Source organism: Paraburkholderia steynii, from assembly GCF_900100565.1.
GTDB lineage: Bacteria > Pseudomonadota > Gammaproteobacteria > Burkholderiales > Burkholderiaceae > Paraburkholderia > Paraburkholderia terrae.
This window is the reverse complement of sequence record NZ_FNDI01000038.1, coordinates 56,791-76,279: the sequence shown is the minus strand read 5'-3', so window position 1 is coordinate 76,279 and position 19,489 is coordinate 56,791. Positions and strand designations below refer to the sequence as shown.

General features: G+C 61.1%; 14 protein-coding genes and 1 pseudogene. 10 read left to right on the top strand and 5 right to left on the bottom strand.

Features of this window, described 5'->3' with window-relative positions; translation table 11 throughout:
* Nucleotides 1–465: 465 nt before the first annotated feature.
* Nucleotides 466–1,869 carry an MFS transporter gene (locus BLT65_RS40650; protein ID WP_091789386.1) on the top strand — a complete coding sequence of 468 codons (1,404 nt, stop codon included), beginning with the start codon at nucleotides 466–468 and terminating at the stop codon, nucleotides 1,867–1,869.
* Nucleotides 1,870–1,909: 40 nt separating this feature from the next.
* Here BLT65_RS40650 and BLT65_RS48615 read toward each other — a convergent pair.
* Nucleotides 1,910–2,304 (bottom strand): annotated as a pseudogene (locus tag BLT65_RS48615) (ATP-binding cassette domain-containing protein); the annotation flags it as partial.
* Nucleotides 2,305–2,491: 187 nt separating this feature from the next.
* Between BLT65_RS48615 and ggt the strand changes: the two are divergent.
* From ggt to ppk2, 3 genes are all read left to right on the top strand, one after another.
* Nucleotides 2,492–4,222, top strand: coding sequence for a gamma-glutamyltransferase (gene ggt / locus BLT65_RS40640; RefSeq protein WP_091789383.1), 1,731 nt, complete (start codon nucleotides 2,492–2,494; stop codon nucleotides 4,220–4,222).
* A 119-nt stretch (nucleotides 4,223–4,341) separates the two neighbouring features.
* Complete coding sequence (locus BLT65_RS40635) at nucleotides 4,342–4,728, top strand: VOC family protein (RefSeq protein ID WP_091789380.1); 387 nt, start codon at nucleotides 4,342–4,344, stop codon at nucleotides 4,726–4,728.
* Between the two features lie 153 nt (nucleotides 4,729–4,881).
* Entirely contained in the window at nucleotides 4,882–5,808 is a 927-nt protein-coding gene (gene ppk2 / locus BLT65_RS40630) for a polyphosphate kinase 2 (protein ID WP_042309849.1), read from the top strand.
* 102 nt (nucleotides 5,809–5,910) lie between these two features.
* Here ppk2 and BLT65_RS40625 read toward each other — a convergent pair whose 3' ends face one another.
* A complete protein-coding gene (locus BLT65_RS40625) occupies nucleotides 5,911–7,500 on the bottom strand; it encodes an inorganic phosphate transporter (RefSeq protein ID WP_091789377.1) in 1,590 nt (529 codons plus the stop codon).
* Nucleotides 7,501–7,743: 243 nt separating this feature from the next.
* Between BLT65_RS40625 and BLT65_RS40620 the strand changes: the two genes are divergently transcribed.
* Nucleotides 7,744–8,685 (top strand): LysR substrate-binding domain-containing protein, encoded by a 942-nt coding sequence (locus BLT65_RS40620; protein WP_091789374.1) that lies wholly within the window; start codon nucleotides 7,744–7,746, stop codon nucleotides 8,683–8,685.
* 366 nt (nucleotides 8,686–9,051) lie between these two features.
* Nucleotides 9,052–10,125 carry a diguanylate cyclase gene (locus BLT65_RS40615; RefSeq protein ID WP_091789371.1) on the top strand — a complete coding sequence of 358 codons (1,074 nt, stop codon included), beginning with the start codon at nucleotides 9,052–9,054 and terminating at the stop codon, nucleotides 10,123–10,125.
* A gap of 29 nt (nucleotides 10,126–10,154) precedes the next feature.
* Here BLT65_RS40615 and BLT65_RS40610 read toward each other — a convergent pair whose 3' ends face one another.
* The 3 genes from BLT65_RS40610 to BLT65_RS40600 all read right to left on the bottom strand — a co-directional run bounded on the left by BLT65_RS40610 (nucleotide 10,155) and on the right by BLT65_RS40600 (nucleotide 13,843).
* Nucleotides 10,155–10,391 carry an aspartyl/asparaginyl beta-hydroxylase domain-containing protein gene (locus BLT65_RS40610; protein WP_244186982.1) on the bottom strand — a complete coding sequence of 79 codons (237 nt, stop codon included), beginning with the start codon at nucleotides 10,389–10,391 and terminating at the stop codon, nucleotides 10,155–10,157.
* A gap of 268 nt (nucleotides 10,392–10,659) precedes the next feature.
* On the bottom strand, nucleotides 10,660–11,703 hold the full coding sequence (locus tag BLT65_RS40605) for a VTT domain-containing protein (RefSeq protein ID WP_167306638.1): 1,044 nt from the start codon (nucleotides 11,701–11,703) through the stop codon (nucleotides 10,660–10,662).
* 124 nt (nucleotides 11,704–11,827) lie between these two features.
* On the bottom strand, nucleotides 11,828–13,843 hold the full coding sequence (locus tag BLT65_RS40600; RefSeq protein ID WP_091789365.1) for a bifunctional DedA family/phosphatase PAP2 family protein: 2,016 nt from the start codon (nucleotides 13,841–13,843) through the stop codon (nucleotides 11,828–11,830).
* 350 nt (nucleotides 13,844–14,193) lie between these two features.
* Between BLT65_RS40600 and BLT65_RS40595 the strand changes: the two genes are divergently transcribed.
* The 4 genes from BLT65_RS40595 to BLT65_RS40580 all read left to right on the top strand — a co-directional run bounded on the left by BLT65_RS40595 (nucleotide 14,194) and on the right by BLT65_RS40580 (nucleotide 19,444).
* Nucleotides 14,194–14,937 carry an H-NS histone family protein gene (locus tag BLT65_RS40595; RefSeq protein ID WP_091789362.1) on the top strand — a complete coding sequence of 248 codons (744 nt, stop codon included), beginning with the start codon at nucleotides 14,194–14,196 and terminating at the stop codon, nucleotides 14,935–14,937.
* A 390-nt stretch (nucleotides 14,938–15,327) separates the two neighbouring features.
* Nucleotides 15,328–16,752 (top strand): aldehyde dehydrogenase, encoded by a 1,425-nt coding sequence (gene aldA, locus BLT65_RS40590; RefSeq protein WP_091789359.1) that lies wholly within the window; start codon nucleotides 15,328–15,330, stop codon nucleotides 16,750–16,752.
* A gap of 154 nt (nucleotides 16,753–16,906) precedes the next feature.
* On the top strand, nucleotides 16,907–18,226 hold the full coding sequence (locus tag BLT65_RS40585) for an MFS transporter (protein WP_091789358.1): 1,320 nt from the start codon (nucleotides 16,907–16,909) through the stop codon (nucleotides 18,224–18,226).
* The gene (locus tag BLT65_RS40580; RefSeq protein ID WP_042309832.1) at nucleotides 18,227–19,444 is read left to right on the top strand and encodes a mandelate racemase/muconate lactonizing enzyme family protein; all 1,218 of its coding nucleotides are present in this window, start codon (nucleotides 18,227–18,229) and stop codon (nucleotides 19,442–19,444) included.
* The last annotated feature ends 45 nt before the right edge of the window (nucleotides 19,445–19,489 follow it).

Here is a 19,489-nt window from a genome sequence, read left to right as displayed (position 1 = left end):
GTAGGCTGTCGCGTCGTACAGGGTTGCGCTCTTACAGGGTGGGACGCCTGCGCTATCGGTCCGAAGTGAGGCATGCGAGGCTCTACGGCCTACACACAGTTTGCCACCTGGGCGGCGCTGGAATAGCTGGCACGGCATGCTGCGACGCGGGCGCGTGAAGCGGGTGAGGCGTTCATTCAGAGCGCTGGTAACGAGCAAGAGTCACGTGATTGCCGTGTGAAGTGTAAGAACCTTTGGGGGCCCTCAGGCAAGAAGAAATGTTGGCGGTGTTAGCCGCTTTCTTTTGCCTACTTTTCTTTGCGGCGGCAAAGAAAAGTAGGTGCCGCCCCGCACAGGGGCGACGCGTGAAGCAAGCTAACGTAATCGCGGATGCCAGCGCAAACCCAAGCAAACCAACCCAGCCCGCGCAGCACAAAAACCCAAGCAAACCTCAACAGCGTCGCAGACAAAAACCAAACCAAAACCATGCCTCTGGCAATAGGCACCTTCATCGTTCCACTGATCGTCGCCTGCGCGATGTTCATGGAAAACGTCGACTCGACAGTCCTCGTCACATCCCTACCCGTACTGGCCCGGGACTTGGGCCACGACCCAATCACCCTAAAGCTCGCAATCACGGCCTACGTGATCGGCCTCGGCGTGTTCATCCCCGTCTGCGGCTGGGTAGCCGACCGCTACGGCCCACGCTCCGTATTCCGCACTGCAATCGGCATCTTCATGGCCGGCTCGCTGATGGCCGCCGCATCGACGACGCTGCCGCTCTTCGTCGCCGCGCGTTTCGTGCAAGGCATCGGCGGCGCAATGATGGTGCCCGTCGGGCGCATCATCATCTTCAGGTCGGTGCCGAAGTCGGACTTCATCCGCGCCGTCAACTATCTGACCGTGCCCGCGCTGCTCGGGCCCGTCGTCGGGCCGCCGCTCGGGGGTTTCATCACGACCTATCTGCATTGGCGTCTGATCTTCATCGTCAACATTCCGATCGGCCTGTTCGGCATCTGGCTCACGAACAAACACATCGCCAACATGCGCGAAGCGCATCCCGGTCCGCTCGACTGGACCGGCTTCGTGCTGTCGGCGAGCGGCGCGTCTCTGTTCATGCTCGGCCTGTCGCTGGTTGGCGGCGAACTGGTATCGGACCGTGTATCGGTGACGATGTGCGTGCTCGGCGCCGCGTTGCTGCTGGTCTACTGGCGCTACGCGAGCCGTGTCGAACGGCCGGTGCTCGATCTCAGGCTGCTGCGCATCCCGAGTTTTCACGCGAGCGTCGTCGCTGGCTCGCTGTTTCGGATCGGCCTGGGCGCCGTGCCATTCCTGTTGCCGCTCGCGTTGCAGGAAGGGCTCGGCATGACGCCGTTCGCGGCTGGCACGATCACCTGCGCATCGGCGTTCGGCTCGATCTTCATGAAGACGATCGCGTCGTCGGTGCTCGCGCGCTTCGGCTTCCGGCGCGTGCTGATGTTCAACGCAGCGCTGGCCGGCTGCGCGATCGCAAGTTATGGACTGTTCGGTCCCGGAACGCCGCACGCTGTGATCTGGTTCGTCGTGCTGTTCGGCGGCGTGTTTCCGTCGTTGCAATTTACGTCGCTGAACTCGCTCGCCTATGCGGACATTCCGAGCCGCGACGTGGGCCGCGCGACGAGCGTCGCGAGCGTCGTGCAGCAGATCTCGCTGGGTCTCGGCGTGACGATCGCGGGCATCGTGCTGCAGATCTCGCACAACGTGCAAGGGCATCCGACCATCGTGTGGACCGACTTCTGGCCCGCGTTTCTGGTGGTTGGTCTGTTCTCGCTCGCGTCGATTCCCGTGACGGCGAAGCTGCCGCACAACAGCGGCGAAGAACTCGCACGCGGCGGAAGAGGGGAAGCGTGACGCGTGCCTTCACGAACGTCACGCCTTGACGCCGAACGCTTTAAACCGCTTCGCGAACCGCGCGCAGGAACTGCTGCGTGCGTTCATGCTGCGGCGATGCAAAGAACTGCTGCTGCGGTCCCTGCTCGATGATCTTACCTTGCGAGAAGACGCGCACACAGTCTGCAAATTCACGCGCAAAAAGCCACCTGATGCGTAACGATTCGCATCGTCAGATTGTGCTCTTCGCTGCATAGCTCGCGATCGCGCCGAACGCCACTTCATCGAACGGCATCACGTTAGGATGCGCGCTAATGCGCGCGCAAAGTGATTGCACTTAACCGCGAGACTCAACATCGAAAACAACTCGAGGGCTCGTTCCGTCGCTTCGTTGCACGACAGGCCGAGTACTTGCATTGGCGCTTCGATCGTATTGGCGAGTGCCGTCATGTGCGGGAGATGCTGAATGAATCACCGGCTGCTTAGCAGCGTCGCAGTCGTATTGCAATTGGAGTAGTCGAACGAAGCAATTTGCTGCGCCTGCAGCATGTCGGGTTGCTTCGCAAATGTACTCGTCGCGTGTTATAAGCCCAAAGACAGGCTTTAGGTTCCGTCACTGGATGATTGTCTTTGGAGGCACGCATTGAAACTAATCGATAAAGCGAGATTCTCCGCAACAGCACTGGCCGTCGCAGGGCTCTTCACGACTACCGCCGGCTTGCTCGAGTCCGCACCTGCTTACGCGAAGGCGCCCCCGCCGCAGCAACCCGTATTGACCGCATCGGCCGTCGCCGTCGCTGACAAGTACAGCGCCGATGCTGCCGAGCAGATATTCAAGGAAGGCGGCAATGCCGTCGACGCGGCTGTCGCTATCGCGTTCACGCTGGCCGTCACGTACCCTGAGGCAGGCAATATCGGCGGCGGCGGCTTCATGACGCTGTACGTCAACGGCAAGCCCTATTTCATCGACTATCGCGAGCGTGCGCCGCTGGCTGCGACGCGCAACATGTTTCTCGACGATCAGGGCAATGTCATCAAGGGCAAGAGCCTTTTCGGCTATTACGCAGCGGGTGTGCCAGGAACCGTGGCAGGCATGTGGGAAGCACAGCACCGTTTTGGCAAGCTGAAATGGAAGCAGGTTCTGGCGCCCGCCATCAAATATGCGCGCGACGGTTTCGAAGTCGACGAGCAGCTTGCGAAGCGCCGCGAAGACGCCGAGAAGGACTTCGAAGGCAAGACGAATTTCGACACCTATTTCGGCAATCTGAAACAGGGTGTCAATTTCAAGCAACCGGATCTCGCGGCCGTGCTTACGCGCATCGCGAATCAGGGCGCGCGAGAGTTCTATAACGGCAAGACGGCCGATCTGATTGCGGCGTCGATGAAGGGTCACGGCCTCATCACGAAGCGCGATCTGCAGGACTACCGGGCTGTGTGGCGTCAGCCCATTCAGGCGAACTGGAACGGTTATCGCGTGATCACCGCGCCGCCGCCGAGTTCGGGCGGCATTGGCCTCGTGCAATTGCTGAAGATGAAGGCGGACCTGAAGAGCGACTTCACCAATGTCGATCTCAACTCGCCACAGTACATTCACCTGATTTCGGAAATCGAAAAGCGCGTCTTTGCCGATCGCGCGCAGTACCTGGGCGACCCGGACTTCTATAAGGTACCCGTCGCACAACTGACGGACGACGCCTACATTGCGAAGCGCGCGGCCGAAGTGAATCCGAACACGCCGTCGGACACGAAGAGCGTGCAACCGGGCCTCGGCACGTCGATGCCCGAGAAGGCGGAGACGACGCATTTCTCGGTGGTCGACAAGTGGGGCAATGCCGTGTCGAATACATACACGATCAACGGCTATTTCGGTTCCGGCGTTGTTGCGGAAGGCACGGGTATCGTGTTGAACGACGAGATGGACGATTTCGCATCGAAGCCCGGCGTGCCGAACATGTTCGGCGTGGTGGGCAGCGACGCGAACTCGATCGAGCCGAAGAAGCGCCCGTTGTCGTCGATGTCGCCGACCATTCTGACGAAGGACGGCAAGGTTTCGCTAGTGATCGGCACGCCGGGCGGATCACGGATCTTCACGTCGATCTTCCAGGTGGTCAACAACGTGTACGACTTCAACATGCCGTTGAAAGACGCCGTTAGCGCGATGCGTTTCCACCATCAACTGTTGCCGCCGAACACGATCTTCTGGGAGCCGTATGCGCCTATCGAAGGCGACCTCGCCAAGCAGGTCGAAGCGAAGGGCTATACGCTGAAGCCGCAGGACTTCAACGGCGACATTCAGGCGATCAAGATCAACGGCGAGCAGCCGGAGGCTGTATCCGATCCGCGCGGACGCGGCGTGTCGCGTGTGATACCGTAATCTCGCGGCATACGCTGGCGTCGCGGCCAATTACGCGGCGCCTCGTCGATTCGCTTTGCAGCGGACATCGCCCGTGGGCGGTGTCCGCTGTTTTCACTTTCTGGAGCGGGGAGTCAGCGATGAATCAGCCGGAATCACAGAGCCATGCGCAAGAGCCGCGATTCGAAGGGCTCAGTGCTGTCACGCTCGCCACGCACGACATGGAGCGCGCCGTTGCGTTTTATGTGGCGCTTGGCTTTCCGCTTGCCTACGGCGGACCCTTCGAGGCGTTCACGTCGTTTGCGTTCGGCGGCACCTATCTGAACGTGATTCTCGACACGAGAGGACCAGTGCTATGGTGGGGGCGCGTGATCGTTCACGTGTCCGACGTGGACGCCGTTTATCACAAGGCGCTGGCAGCGGGATACCAGCCCGAGGCCGCACCCGCCGATGCCTCATGGGGCGAACGATACTTCCATATCACCGATCCCGACGGCCACGAGATCAGCATCGCCAAGAGGCTTTGAACAGGCTTTGAAGCGGCGCCCGAAAGGTACTTTGAAGAGCCACACCCGTTGCGCAAGAGTAATATGACTGACACTGAGAAAGCTGACAATCACACGAGCCCACGCGCCGCGTACACCCTTTTCCGCGCTACGGAAAGAACAGGAGCCACTGTGATGAAGGAATCCGAACAGGAACTTGACGCCGAGTCGCTCGCCGCCCGGCAGCGCCGCTTCGAAGAAGACCTCGTCGATGCGTACGACGAAGAACTCGAAATGGAAGTCGACGATCGCATCCTCGACGGCGGCGAGGGCTTCACGCCCGAAGCGCGCGAATTGCGCAAGCAATATTTCCGCGAGTTGTTCCGTCTGCAAGGCGAGCTCGTCAAGCTGCAGGACTGGATCGTCAAGACGGGGCATCGCCTTGTCGTGATCTTCGAAGGCCGCGACGCGGCTGGCAAGGGCGGTGCGATCAAGCGCATCACGCAGCGGCTGAATCCGCGCGTATGCCGGGTCGCGGCGCTGCCCGCGCCGAACAACCGCGAACGCACGCAATGGTACTTCCAGCGCTATGTCAGCCACCTGCCCGCAGGCGGCGAAATGGTGCTGTTCGATCGCAGCTGGTACAACCGCGCGGGCGTCGAGCGCGTGATGGGCTTCTGCACCGACGACGAATACGACGAGTTCTTCCGCTCGGTGCCCGAGTTCGAGAAGATGCTCGTGCGCAGCGGTATTCAGATCATCAAGTACTGGTTCTCGATCACCGACGAAGAGCAGGAAATTCGCTTCCAGGCGCGTATCCACGATCCGCTCAAGCAATGGAAGCTCAGCCCGATGGACCTCGAAAGCCGTCGCCGCTGGGAGCGTTATACGCAGGCGAAGGAAGTGATGTTGCAGCGCTCGCATATCGCCGAGGCGCCGTGGTGGGTCGTGCAGGCCGTCGACAAGAAGCGCGCGCGACTGAACTGCATTCATCATCTGCTGAGCCAGGTGCCGTATCACGAGATCGAACATCCGTCCATCGTGTTGCCGGAACGCGTATTCCATGAGGACTACAGCCGTCATCCTGTGCCGGATACGATGATCGTGCCCGACGTGTTCTGATCCCTGTTTGAAGGGCTGAAATGAAAAGCGCGGCATGAAAATGCCGCGCTTTTTGTTTTGCCGCCGCCTGATCGAATCGGCGCGGCGGCAAGGTGCGAGTCGTCAGAACAGGTGACGGAACAACCAGTACAGTCCCCCGGACAGCGCGATCGATGCGGGCAGCGTCAGCACCCACGCGAGCACCAGACTGCGCACGGTGCCCCATTGCAGGCCTGAGCCATTGGCGGCCATCGTGCCTGCCACACCCGAGGACAGCACGTGCGTCGTCGACACGGGCAGGCCGTACATGTCGGCGGCGCCGATCGTGACCATCGCGACGAGTTCGGCCGATGCGCCCTGTCCATAAGTCAGATGCTGCTTGCCGATCTTCTCGCCCACTGTCACGACGATGCGCTTCCAGCCCACCATCGTGCCGAGACCCAGCGCGATCGCCACGGCGACTTTCACCCACGTCGGAATGAACTTGGTCGCGTGGTCCATCTGCTTCTTGAAGTTATCGATGGCCTTGGCGTCGTCCGCTGCGAACGCGGGCTGCTTCGCCTTTTCCATCAGACGGATCGCTTCCGAGGCGACGTACATGTTGTTACGCACGTTATCGACCTTGTCTTGCGGCACGTTCGCCATCGTGCCCGACGAGCTGACCTGCTGACCGATCTGCTCCATCAGCTTCTGCAGCGCGGGCACTGTTGCGGGCATGAGCTGCCGCGTGCGGACGTAGTTCTCCACTTCGCTGCGCGGCGCGACGACGGGCGGCACCCCTTGCGTCGCATACTTGCCGAGCGCGGCCGAAGCCTGTTGCGAAACGGCGAGGAAGGTTTGCGTTTCGTTGGCAGTGACAGCCTTGTTCAGTGCATAGGCGGTCGGCACGGTGCCGATCAGGATCAGCATGATGAGGCCCATGCCTTTCTGGCCGTCGTTGGAGCCATGCGCGAACGACACGCCCGTGCAGGTCAGAATCAGCAGCCCGCGAATCCAGAACGGCGGCGGTGCTTTGCCTTTCGGCTCAGCGTACAGCGCGGGCACGCGCACGAGCGCCTTGAGGACCAGCAGCAGAAGGCCCGCGAGCAGGAAGCCGATCAGCGGCGAGAACAGCAGCGACTTGCCGACGCCGGCGGCTTGCCCCCAATCGACGCCGCTCGTGCCGTCCGCGCCATGCAGCAGCTGGTTCATCAGGCCGACGCCGATGATCGAGCCGATCAGCGTATGCGAGCTCGACGACGGCAGGCCGAACCACCACGTACCCAGATTCCAGATGATCGCGGCGATCAGCAGCGCGAACACCATCGCAAAGCCTGCGCTGCTGCCCACTTGCAGAATCAGTTCGACGGGCAGCAACTGAAGAATGCCGAATGCGACTGCGCCGCTCGAGGTCAGCACGCCGAGGAAATTCCACGTACCGGACCACACGACCGCGACGTTAGGCGAGAGCGAGTGCGTATAGATCACAGTCGCGACGGCGTTAGCCGTGTCGTGAAAACCGTTGACGAACTCGAAGCCGAGCGCGATCAGAAGGGCGACGCCTAGCAGCAGATAAGCGACGATCGATCCGGTGCGAACGGATTCGAGGTCGCCGACCAGCTGAAACGCGCAGTAGATCGCGCCAGCGACCAGCGCAATCACAAAGACGGCGAGTCCTAAATTGCGGTTTTTGGCACTCGCGGTGCCTGTCTGCGGATATGAGAGTTCCGGCATGGCCTGGGCCTCGGGGGATAGTCGGGGGGATCTCAGATCCTGCAAGCCCAGCATGTCGATACGATGACAAACGCGTGACGGATATGCCCCTTAACATTTGTGCGCCGCGTCACGCGAGTTTAGATGCCGCGCGTCGCCCGTTAAATGGGATGCGTCAGAAGAAGGCATCCGCAGCCCAGACGCTAAAATGAGCGCGTGGCGCCAGAGCGCCGATCCGGAATCGAGACCTCCTTGAAAAGAAAAATGCCAGCGCTCAATGCGCTCAAAGCCTTCGAAGTCGCCGGGCGCACGGGCAGCTTCACGCGCGCGGCGGAATTGCTCAACGTCACCCAAAGCGCGGTGAGCCGCCAGGTGCGGCAACTCGAAGAGCAACTCGGCGAAACGCTATTGCAGCGCAGGCATCATCATCTGGACCTCACGGCATCGGGCCGCGTGCTGCTTCAGGCGTTGCAGCATTCGTTCGACAAGATCGAATGGACCGTGCGCTCGATTCAGGAAAAGACGCATCTGAATCGCTTGCGAGTCAATGCGCCGCCGACTTTCGCGAGCCGCTGGTTTCTGCCGCGCCTCGGGCGCTTGCATACCGAGCATCCCGAACTGGAATTGAGCCTGTCGACGCGGCTAGAGGACAATCTTGCCGAGTCGAGCGTGCTTGATTGCGCGATCCGCTTCGGCAATGGCGAATGGGAAGGATTCGACAATCTGCTGCTGATGAACGAGCGGCATATCGCCGTGTGCTCGCCCGCGTTGCTCGCACGCCAGGCGGGCAATGAAGTCATCGATCTCAATCAATTCACTTTGCTGCATGTTTTAGCGGGCGACAACCAGCGTTATCTGACCTGGCAGCATTGGCTGAAGGCGGCGGGCATCGAAGGCGTGGATACGTCGGGCGGCTTCGAGTTCGATCTGCTCGATCACGCGATACGCGCCGCCGTCGACGGCCTCGGCATCACGATCGCCGATCGTCATATGATTGCGCACGAACTCGCCAATGGGCAGCTCGTGCAGATGCTGAACGTGCATGTCGACGGACATCAGTCATATTGGCTCGTGACGCGTCCCGAACAGGGCGACCTGCCGCATGTAACGGTGTTTCGCGACTGGCTGCAACAGGAAGTGTGGCTGACGCAGCGTAGCGTCGAAACATCGGCGGCTGCGCGGGTGCCTTTGATCAGCGGCCATTGATCTGCTCGTCGCTTGCAGCGCTTTTGACTCACTTCAGTCGATTCACTTGCTTCACATTGTTCTCTTCGAGCAAGCCGAACCTCTAGCGTCATTGACGTTCATTACTGTGCGACGCAAACGTTAAACGTCCATCGCGGCTCGTGCGCAAATACCGAAAAACCACAGAAGCGCTTCCATCGCGTAAATGGACTAATTACCCACTGCGGATACTGGTATCATTTTTTTATACCAATCCATGATGTTGCGCCCGCATCGAAACGCGCAACGTCTGTATCAAAGCTTGGTTCAAACAGGGACCCTGCGGCACGCGGCGCACGAACGCGCGCGGCCTCATTCTCGCAGTCATTTGCTCGGGGATCGACAAAGTTGGCAACGAAAAGCAGGGCCGGGCAAGGGAAGAGCTTTGTCGAGCGCATTTATCGCTTGCGCATTGCCGGGCTGGGGCTTGGCTTCTTCTGCGTCGCTTCCGTTTTCGCGCTACAGCATCGCGGCTTCGTGTTGTGGTCGCTGCTGGTGTTTCATGGTTTCATCTGGCCACATGTCGCGCGGCGCGCTGCGCTTGCCTGTGAAGTGCCGTTTCGCGGCGAACGCCTGAACCTGATGGCCGATTCGATGCTCGGCGGCTTCTGGGTCGTGGCGATGCAGTTCAACGTGCTGCCTGGCGTGCTGATTCTCGCGATGCTCAGCATGGACAACATCGCCGCGGGCGGCTTGCGGCTCTTTGCACGCGGCGTGGTCGCGCATGTGCTCGGCGTGCTAACGGGGCTCGTCACGGTCGGCTTCGTGTTTTCGCCGATGTCGCAAATGCCGACCATCCTTGCGTGTCTGCCGTTCCTCATTATTTATCCCCTTGCGTTGGGCTTTACGAGCTACCGGCTGTCGCTCAAGCTCGCCCAGCGCACGCGCGAGCTCGAGCACCTGAGCCGCACGGACGGCCTGACCCGCCTTTGGAACCGCCGGCACTGGGAAGGGCTGCTTGCCGGGGAATTCGAGCGCTGCCGCGCGAACCGCTACGCGTCGTGCCTGCTGCTGATCGACCTCGATCACTTCAAGCGGATCAACGACACGCTGGGTCATCCTGCTGGCGACTCAGTGTTACAGGCGTTCGCCGATCTTTTGCGCAGCCATTTCCGCGCGGGCGACAGCATTGGCCGCTATGGCGGCGAGGAGTTCGGCGTCGTCTTGCCGGGCGCGACATTGCGCGAGGCGCATACGGTTGCGAAGGTGCTGGTGCAGCGCGTGAGGGAGAAGACGAAAGAGGCGTCGACGGAATGCCCGTGTACGATTAGCGTCGGCATTGCCCAATTGACCGACGACTTGCCCGACTACCACACGTGGTTGCAGGAAGTCGACCGCAGTCTTTATCAGGCGAAGGCGACGGGGCGTGACCGGATCGTCGTCGGCGGTCTTGCGCCCGTTCAGGAAGTGGCGCGCGGCTAAGTGTGCCAGGCGCGCCAAAGCGTCACGCTTTATAGCGCGTCAGTGATCCCGACGAAAATCGAGCCGAACAGCACCCATTTGACGACATAGCAAGTCGGCCGATGCCACACCCTACGGCGCTTGCCGACGCGGCGAATCGCGTACACATATTTGAATGCGCGGTTCAGGAAACCGGTGCGATCGCCTTCTTCATTCGGCGAACTGGCCGCGCGCATCACGACATTCGAGAACATCCGGTTCAATGCGGCGGCCAAGCGGAAGTACATGGGCCGCTCGATATCGCAGAACAGCACGACAAATAGCCAGCGCCAGACTTGATCCCCAGGTTCTACCTGAACAATCGGTCTTTAGTAACCGGATCTTAAAAAAGGAATCTTAGCGAGAACCGCGCCAGCTTGCTTTCAAGGGATGTGCAATTGAATGTAGTCCGCCAATACGCTAAAGCCTTAGTCTTAACGGCGCCGAAGCGCGGCTTTTCTTTAGCGTTTGGGTGCTTCGCAATGGGGCAAACAGACGCGTGAGAACACACGCGATTTAACTGGAGACGGCGCCGCTTGGTGCAATACCGCGCAAGGTAATGCCACGTTCTTGCGGCAGCGCACGGTTTTTCTCGCGCCCGGGCTGCGCCGCGCTTATGTTCTGTTCGGTCAAGGGCTCGACGGAGTAGCCGCGCCGCTCCCACGCGTCCAGCCCGCCTCTTAGCGCGCGAATCCGCGTAAAGCCTTTGTCGCGCATCTGCTGCGACAGCGTTCTTGCCGTGACATCGTCGGCGCAGACGCAATAGACGACGACATCGCGAGCCAGCAACGCGGCGTCGACCGTGCCGGGCGCATGGATGTCGAGCGGCAGCGCGCCGGGAATGGACTGCGGCGTCTGTCGTTTCATGTGCTCAGGGCGGGCGTCGAGCACGATGGGTGGTTTGTCGGGACGCATCATCGCGTCGACCTGCTCCTGCGAGATTGCAGCAAGCGAGAGCGGCCGCTGCAGACGCCACCGCTGCACAAAACGGAACACCAGATAACTCGCGGCGATGGCGGTCAGCACATCGATGATCGTCCAGCCGTGCGCTCGCACTTCGTGAATCAGCAGGCTCAGCTGCCGCTCGAAAATCGCGCCTCCGAGCATCCAGAACGTTGCCCACGCGACGATACCGACGGCGTCCCACGCGAAGAAGATGACGATGCCGACGCGCGTCGTGCCCATCAGCGGCGGCGTGATGATGGCAAGTCCCGGTACGAACTTCGAGACCGAGACGATTGCCGGTCCAAAGCGCATGAAGAGGGCACGCGCCTTGCGCACTCGCGTTTCGACGGCGGCCGACAGCCGCGCGAGCGCAAGGATCAGGCGGCGTCCGAGCATGCGGCCCGCAGTAAACCATATCCCGTCGCCAATCAGCGCGGCGGCGAGCGCGGCAGTCAGCACGTGCCAGAAGGACAGATGGCCATTGGCGATCGCCGTGCCCGCGAGCAGGAGTACAGGGACGGCAGGCACGGGAATGCCGAGGCGCGTAAGCAGCACGTTCAGGAAGACAACGGCTGCGCCCCAAGTAGAAATTGCCGACGGATTGAAATCGACCAATTGCAATAGCTCCTTGCGCATTGCATTGCTTCGACGCGCGCTGGCTGCCGTTCATTGTTGCACGGCTGAAGGTGCCGCGTGCTTAGCAAGCGGCCGCAGAACCGATACAAGCGGTCTAAATGCCTTAACGTTCGGTGGATGCGATCAGCGTGACGGGAATGTCGGTGCATCCCATGCTGCTCGACAGTTCGAGTTCTCGCCACTCGCCGTTAACCGATTTTGGGGAAATGAGCGGATCGAGTTGTCTGTCGGTGCGCAGCACATTGAAGGGCCACGAAGGGCGCAGCAGACGCTCATGCACCAGCGAGCCGAGCCAGATCGGCGTGGGCGCCGTGCCGTCGCGACGCGCAACGGCATAGCCCGTGCGCCAGAAACGCAGTACGTCGCGTTCGTCGGTGCGCGCGCGCTGACGGCTGAAGACGAGGGTCGACGGTACGCCGTCGTTGAGCTTGGGCAGCACGGGCAGATCCATCACGGGCACGTCGGGCGACACGAGCGAGAACAGGCTGCGCGCATTGAAACGCGTGCCTTCGAGCCAACCTCTGCTGCTTAGTTGCGCGACGATCTGCTGCCGGTCGGCCGTCCATTGCACGGTAATCGGCTCGCGCCGGTCGCCCTTCATGTCGGAGCGATAGCAGGGAAACTGCTTCCACAGCGAATCCGTCCATTGCGCCTGCGTGACGACCACGGGTGGCCGCTGGCGCACCTGCGGCGCTGCGTCCGGCTGATGTCCCAAGGCGATCTGCAGACCGACGCTCGCGCACAGCACGACCAGCAGAACGGCGGGCATGTATTCGCGCGAAGGCGGCGTTTCCGGATGCCGCCATACGGCCGTCAATGCGACGACAGCGACCCACATGGCCGCGAATGCTGCGCCGCCCACGGCATCGGAGAACGCGAAGCGCCCGGAAGACAGGCCCGCGAATGCGACGGTGATCACGATCAGGCTCGCGAGCGCAGTGACGGCGATACCCGTCACCAGACCGACGCGGCGTGCCACGACGAACGCGAGAAAGCCATACACCGTGACGCTCGCAGCGACGTGATTGCTGGGAAACGCATAGAGGTCGGATGGCGCGGCGGCGGGCGGCGCGTGCGGCACGATTACCTGGATCGCGAAGATCAGCACCTGCGAGAAGATCACTGCGATGAGCCAATAGATAAGCATGCGCCAGCGTTTCTCGAAGGCGATCATGATGGTCGACGCAATGACCAGCGCGGCGAGCGTCGGAATGCTGCCGAGCGTCGAGGCGCGCGCAAGCGTTTCACCGATCCACGGCGCCTGCGCGGATTGCAGGAAGCGATAGAACGACATGTCGACCTGCACGAGCGGATCGCCCGATACGACGTCCTGCATGACGCCAAAGAAGATGCCCGCGCACACCAGCACGAACACCGAAATGCCGACCAGCAGGCCGATAGCCGCGCGCTCAGGATCGACGATCCGATAGACCAGCTTTCCATACGGCGCTTCGTGATCACGCGCCCACTTCACGAGGCCGCTGCGCGACGCGCCGGCCCATGCGCGTGCGTGCGAGACGACCACGCGCATCACCCAGAAGCAAAGCCATACGATTGCCACGACGATCGCCAGCGCCGCGACGAGACGGAAGGACACCGCGCCCGCCAGCTGGATCGACGCGCCGAATACGACGCCGGGAAGAATATGCGCGGGCGCCCATAGCAACGCGGACAGCACGTTCATTGCATAGAAGCGCATGGGCGGCATTTCGAGCATGCCCGCGACGACGGGGACGATCGCGCGTAGCGGTGCGGCGAAGCGCGCAAACACGACGCTCTTCGCGCCATGCTTGTCGAAATACTTCTGGCCGCTTTCGAGCAGGCCTGGATGCGTGCTGAACGGCCAGAGCCTGCTGATCGTGTCTTTATAACGACGGCCGAACCAGTAGCTCATACCGTCGCCCGCCACGGCGCCCACAATCGCGCTCGCAAAGAGCCAGCCGAGATTCAGCGTGCCCGTGCCGACCAGCGCGCCTGCAATGAACATTGCCGTGCTGCCCGGCACGAAGGTGCCGATGATCGCGACGGCTTCGAGAAACGCAGCAAGAAACACCACGACCAGCGTCCACGCAGTGTGGCCTGCGAGCAGGTGCAGCAGCTGGACGTACGCGTGCTCCATCAATATCTCCAGGTGTTGAAGCGGCCATCAAAGAGCACGGTGACGCGCATGCGAGCGCAAAGGAAAGGGACGCTGAAAGTTTATCAGTGTCCTCCTGTTGGGCGCAGGCGTGCGGCCATGCAGCAATTGGCAGTCCAAGGAATTAACGTTTGAGAGCGGGTCGTTATTCTCGCGACATGCAATCCAATGTCAAAAGCCGCATCAGCAATTGCGTGTGACGAGCCTTATGCGAGGCTTAACAGAAATGGCATATCGGTGGGCAACGGTTTTCTTACTCAAGCTTTAAAACGATAGCGCTTCTAAGCAATTCCGTGGCATAGTCCGCCTATGTAATTCAAAGGGAGGCAATAATGGCTACATTGGAAATCATCCAGGCACGTATAAAGAAACTGCAGACGCAGGCCGAAACGCTCCTGGCTAAACGCGCGCAAGGTGCGTTGGACCAGATCCGTGAACTGATGATCAAGCACGGTCTCACAACGGAAGATATCGAGCGTCGCGCAAAAGCACGGCGCGAACGCGAGCGCAAAGTGCGTCTTGGCGTCAGCAGCGGCAAGGCCGGAATCGCATCGGCCGTGAAAGGCAAAATGCCGCCCAAGTATCGCGATCCCAAGACGGGTGCAACGTGGAGCGGTCACGCTCGACCGCCGGCATGGATCAAAGATGTGAAAGACCGTAGCAAGTTTCTGATCGATGCTGCTGCGGCTGCAGCAGAACCCGCGGTGACTGCAAAGGCAGCTACGAAGAAAACGGCGGCGAAGAAACCCGTCGCGAAGAAAGCTGTAACGGCGAAGTCGGCGGGCCGCAAGGTTGCGAAAAAGGCATCGGCAGGCGCAAAAGCTGCTGTAAAGAAAGTTGCCGCGAAGAAGGCCGCCGTCAAGAAGACTGCCGCTAAGAAGGTTGCCGCGAAGTCTGCCGCGCCGACTGCCGGCAAGCGCGTAGTTGCAAAGAAAGCCGCCGCAAAGAAAACCGGCGCAAGCAAGGCGCCGGCGAAAAAGGCAGCCGCAAAGAAGGCACCCGTGAAAAGCGTTGCGTCCGTCGTCGAAACGCCCGTGACGGTGCAGACGCCTACGCCCACAACGGGCGAGGCTTGATCCGCTTCGAAGAGGCTTGTATGTAATTCCGGTTCGGCGGCATCCTGCCGAACCGTTACTACGCGCGGCGCTCAGGTTGCCGCGCCATTCACTCGCAGCCGGCACAATGCCGGCTCGCGCAAAGGCGGATTCGCTGCCTTGGCGCTCTCCTTGCGCTTCCTCAAAAAGACGCATTTCCACATATCCGCCGCATCCTCTGGCGATTCGTTCGCGTACACGTCATATCGCCCTACAAACATGAGTTTTATGAATGTTTGACGGTCGAAATACTCGCTTGCGTGTCGTAAGGCCGCAGAGAAGAATCCGGGTCATGCGCCGGCTGCATGTTTCGCCTTGCTCTAACTCGCCGCCGGCAACGTGCTTCGCGCACGCGTCACCAGGTAAAACACCATGCGACTCGACCGGAATTTCGTTGGCGGCCAGTTTGTCGAACCCGCAACGGACGAACTCATCTCCGTCTATAACCCCGCTACCGAGGCGCTGATTGCCCAGGTATCGGGTGCGTCCCGCGAAGAGGCTGTAGCAGCCGTCGCTGCGGCCGCCGCCGCGCAAAAGAGCTGGCGCAAGCTGCCCGCTGCGGAGCGCGCCACCTATCTGCACAAGCTCGCCGACGCATTGACCGACTGCGCGCCCGCCATCGGCGCGGCGCTCGCGCTGGAGTCCGGCAAGAGCGTCGCCGACGCGACCAACGAAGCCATCTACGCCGGCCAGATCACGCGCTATCACGCCGAGTGGGCGCGCCGTATCGAAGGCGAAGTCATTCCCAGCGACACGCCCGACGAGAACCTCGTGATGCATCGCGAGCCGATCGGCGTCGTCGCATGCCTGATCCCGTTCAATTACCCCGTCTATACGTTCATGCGCAAAATCGCGCCGGCGTTGATCGCGGGTAATACGGTGGTGGTGCGGCCGAGCAATAACACGCCCAGTTCCGCATTCGAAATCGCCAAGGCTGTAATTCGCGCCGAATTGCCGCCGGGCGTCGTCAACATTCTCGCGATGAGCCACGCAACCGCCGAAGCCGTCTGCACGCATCCCGCGGTCGGCATGATTACGTTGACGGGCAGCGTCGGCGCCGGTCGCAAGGTGCTCGACTATTGCAAAGAGAACATTGCGAAGCCGTCACTCGAGCTGGGCGGCAAGACGCCTGCCATCATCGAGCCGGATGCCGATCTGGAAAAGGCCGCGCGCGAACTCGTCGGCTCGAAGACGACGCACTGCGGCCAGCTTTGCACGGCTATCGAGCGCGTCTACGTACACGAAAGCGTGCATGACCAGTTCGTCGCGCTGCTGAAAAAGCACATGAGCGCAGTGAAAAGCGGCGACCGCAGCACGGATGCTTCCTTGATGGGTCCGCTCGTCAACGAAGCCTCGCGCCAGTCGATTCACGCGATGGTTCAGCGCGCGGTCGCCGATGGCGCAACGCTCGAAACGGGCGGCGCGATTCCCGAAGGCAAGGGCTTCTTCTATCCGGCCACGTTGCTGACGAACTGCCGTCAGGACATGGAAATCATCCAGGAAGAAACGTTCGGCCCGATCATGCCCGTCGTGCGCTACAGCACGCTCGACGAAGCGCTGCAGATGGCCAACGACCACCAGTTCGGTCTGTCGTCGGTGCTCTACACCGAGAACTACCGCACGACGATGAAAGTCGCGAACAACATCGAAGCGGGCGAACTCTATGTGAACCGCACGCCTGCCGATCCGTACCAGGGCTTTCACGCAGGCTGGAAACGCTCGGGTCTCGGCGGCGACGACGGCAAGCACGGCATGCTTGAATTCACGCAGACGCGTCTGGTCGTCATGAAGTACTGATCCTGTCAGGGCGCATTCCGCGTGCGAAAAGCAACGTGGGATGCGCTCTCTTTTTTAACCATAAAAAGCACACGCTGCATTCATAACAAAGTAACGGAGACACGACGGTCACGGCGCATGCTGTGCTCCTTGCGCGTCTCTTAGGAGCATTTCAGTGGCAAGCCAACCTCTTCAGACGGACGCTTCGACGCGCCGTTCCGCCAGCGCAATCGACCAATCCGGCAACAAGGCACAGCGCTATGTGCAACTGTTGCTGCTCGTCATCGCGGCTGGCGCGATTTATCCGATTCTCTATCTGCGCCAGGTCTATCAGCCGACGATGCTGGAAGTTTTCCACATCAGCGAAAGCCAACTCGGCTATCTGTATTCGATGCTCGGCACGATCTTCCTGCTGAGCTACCTGCCGAGCGGCTGGCTCGCGGACCGCATCGCGCCGCGCCTGCTGATCAGCTTCTCGCTCGTGGCGACTGGCCTGCTCGGCCTGGTGTATTCGACGGCGCCGTCGTTCAATCTGCTGCTGATGATCTTCGGCGGCTGGGGCCTGTCGACGGGGCTGACGTTCTGGGCGGCCGTTATCAAGCGCGTGTCGATGATCGCGGGCGCTGACGAGCAGGGCCGCTTCTTCGGTTTCCTCGACGGTGGCCGTGGGCTGATCGAAGCGATGCTCGCGACGATCGCCATCACGCTGTTTGCATGGCTCACGCAGACGAAGGGCGAACCGGCCGCTGTTGGCTTCAGGGTCGTGGTGTACATGTACGCGTTCCTGTGCATTGGCCTCGGCGTAGTGCTCGCACTGGTGAAAGATCCGTCGTCGAAAGCGGAGCGATCGAGCCGCGCGCAAGCGGCCAAACGCAGCAACGTGATCGCCGATCTGATCACGCTCGCGAAGATTCCCGAACTGTGGCTCGTCGCGGCGATCGTGTTCTGCGGCTATCAAGTGTTCTGGGCGACCTACAGCTTCTCCGCGTATCTGCATGAAGGCGAGATTGGCTTGTCGGTGGTGATGGCAGGCACGATCACGACGCTCAAGCTGTGGATGCGTCCCATCGGCGGCATTGGCGGCGGCTTTCTCGGCGACCGCTTTTCGAAAGTGACCGTGCTGATCATCGCGCTCTTTCTCGCGTCGCTTTCGCTGGTCGGCCTGATCGCCGCGCCGCAGATCAGCAGCCATGTGTTGCTGGTGTTTATCGTGCTCTTCATCGGCGTGCTGACGTATGCGATTCGCGGTCTGTACTGGTCGCTGCTCGATCGCTGCAACGTACCCGTCGAAACGATGGGCCTCGCGATTGGCCTGATTTCGGTACTCGGCTATTCGCCCGATGTTTTCCTGCCGCTCATCAACGGATATCTGACGCAGAACTATCCGGGCGTGCATGGCTATCAAATGTACTTCGGCTACGTGGCCGCCGTGTCCGCCGTCGGCGGTTTCGCGGGCCTCGTGCTGCGCAATATGCTTAACAGGAAGGAAGCGTAAATGAAAGTCGTCTCGCTCGAAACGCATATCGTCGCCGTGCCGCCGCCGCATATCGGCGGCATGTACTGGATCTTCGTCAAGCTGAAGACGGATTGCGGGATTGAAGGCGTCGGCGAAATCTATTCGGCCACGTTTCATCCGAATGCGATGGCGCCCATCATCGACGACGTGTTCACGCGTTATCTGCTCGACAAGGACCCGCACCACGTCGAACGTCTGTGGCGCGAAGCGTATTCGAGCGGCTTCACGCAGCGCCCCGATCTGACGATGATGGGCGTGGTGAGCGGCCTCGAAATGGCGTGCTGGGACATCATCGGCAAGGCGGCGAACAAGCCCGTGTACGAACTGCTGGGCGGCCGCGTGCATGAGCGCCTGCGTTCGTACACGTATCTGTATCCGAAGAACCGTCGCGGCGAATACGACTACGACGATCCCGATCTCGCGGCCGAATGCGCGGCGGAAAACGTCAAGCGCGGCTTTACGGCGGTGAAGTTCGATCCTGCTGGCCCTTATACGGCTTACTCGGGTCATCATCTGTCGCTCGAAGTGATGGACCGTTGCGAAACGTTCTGCCGCAAGGTGCGCGAAGCCGTGGGCAGCAAGGCCGATCTGCTGTTCGGCACGCATGGGCAAATGGTGCCGGCGTCGGCAATCCGTCTTGCGAAGCGCCTCGAAAAATACGACCCGCTGTGGTTCGAAGAACCTGTGCCGCCGGGACAGCATGACGCCATGGCCGAAGTTGCGCGGCACACGAGCATTCCGATTTCGGCCGGCGAGCGCCTCACCACGAAGTACGAGTTCCACAAGCTGCTGGAAGCGGGCGGCGCGTCGATTCTGCAACTGAACGTGGCGCGCGTCGGCGGCCTGCTCGAAGCGAAGAAAGTCGCGACGCTCGCCGAGGTCTATTACGCGCAGATCGCGCCGCACCTCTACAACGGTCCGGTCGGCGCCGCCGCGAGCATTCAGCTTGCAACCTGCACGCCGAACTTCCTGATTCAGGAAAGCATCGGCACGTGGGGCGGTTTCCATGCCGAAGTGCTGAAGTCGCCGATTCGCTGGGAAGACGGCTACATCATTCCTTCTACGGAACCGGGCCTCGGCGTCGAACTGAACATGGAAGTAGTCAATCAGCACACGCCGTATAAGGGCGATCGTCTGCATCTGCAGATGGCGTCGAAGCCCGCCGACGTGAAGGATCTCGCGCCCGCCAAAGGCTGAGTGCGCGAACGGGCCATAACGTATTCCACGTATTGGACGCCTGCG

Coding starts and splice junctions, on each gene's coding strand:
- BLT65_RS40650 (WP_091789386.1), top strand. CDS start 466: ATGCCTCTGGCAATAGGCACCTTCATCGTTCCACTGATCGTCGCCTGC.
- BLT65_RS40635 (WP_091789380.1), top strand. CDS start 4,342: ATGAATCAGCCGGAATCACAGAGCCATGCGCAAGAGCCGCGATTCGAA.
- ppk2 (WP_042309849.1), top strand. CDS start 4,882: ATGAAGGAATCCGAACAGGAACTTGACGCCGAGTCGCTCGCCGCCCGG.
- BLT65_RS40625 (WP_091789377.1), bottom strand. CDS start 7,500: ATGCCGGAACTCTCATATCCGCAGACAGGCACCGCGAGTGCCAAAAAC.
- BLT65_RS40620 (WP_091789374.1), top strand. CDS start 7,744: ATGCCAGCGCTCAATGCGCTCAAAGCCTTCGAAGTCGCCGGGCGCACG.
- BLT65_RS40610 (WP_244186982.1), bottom strand. CDS start 10,391: ATGTACTTCCGCTTGGCCGCCGCATTGAACCGGATGTTCTCGAATGTC.
- BLT65_RS40600 (WP_091789365.1), bottom strand. CDS start 13,843: ATGGAGCACGCGTACGTCCAGCTGCTGCACCTGCTCGCAGGCCACACT.
- BLT65_RS40595 (WP_091789362.1), top strand. CDS start 14,194: ATGGCTACATTGGAAATCATCCAGGCACGTATAAAGAAACTGCAGACG.
- aldA (WP_091789359.1), top strand. CDS start 15,328: ATGCGACTCGACCGGAATTTCGTTGGCGGCCAGTTTGTCGAACCCGCA.
- BLT65_RS40580 (WP_042309832.1), top strand. CDS start 18,227: ATGAAAGTCGTCTCGCTCGAAACGCATATCGTCGCCGTGCCGCCGCCG.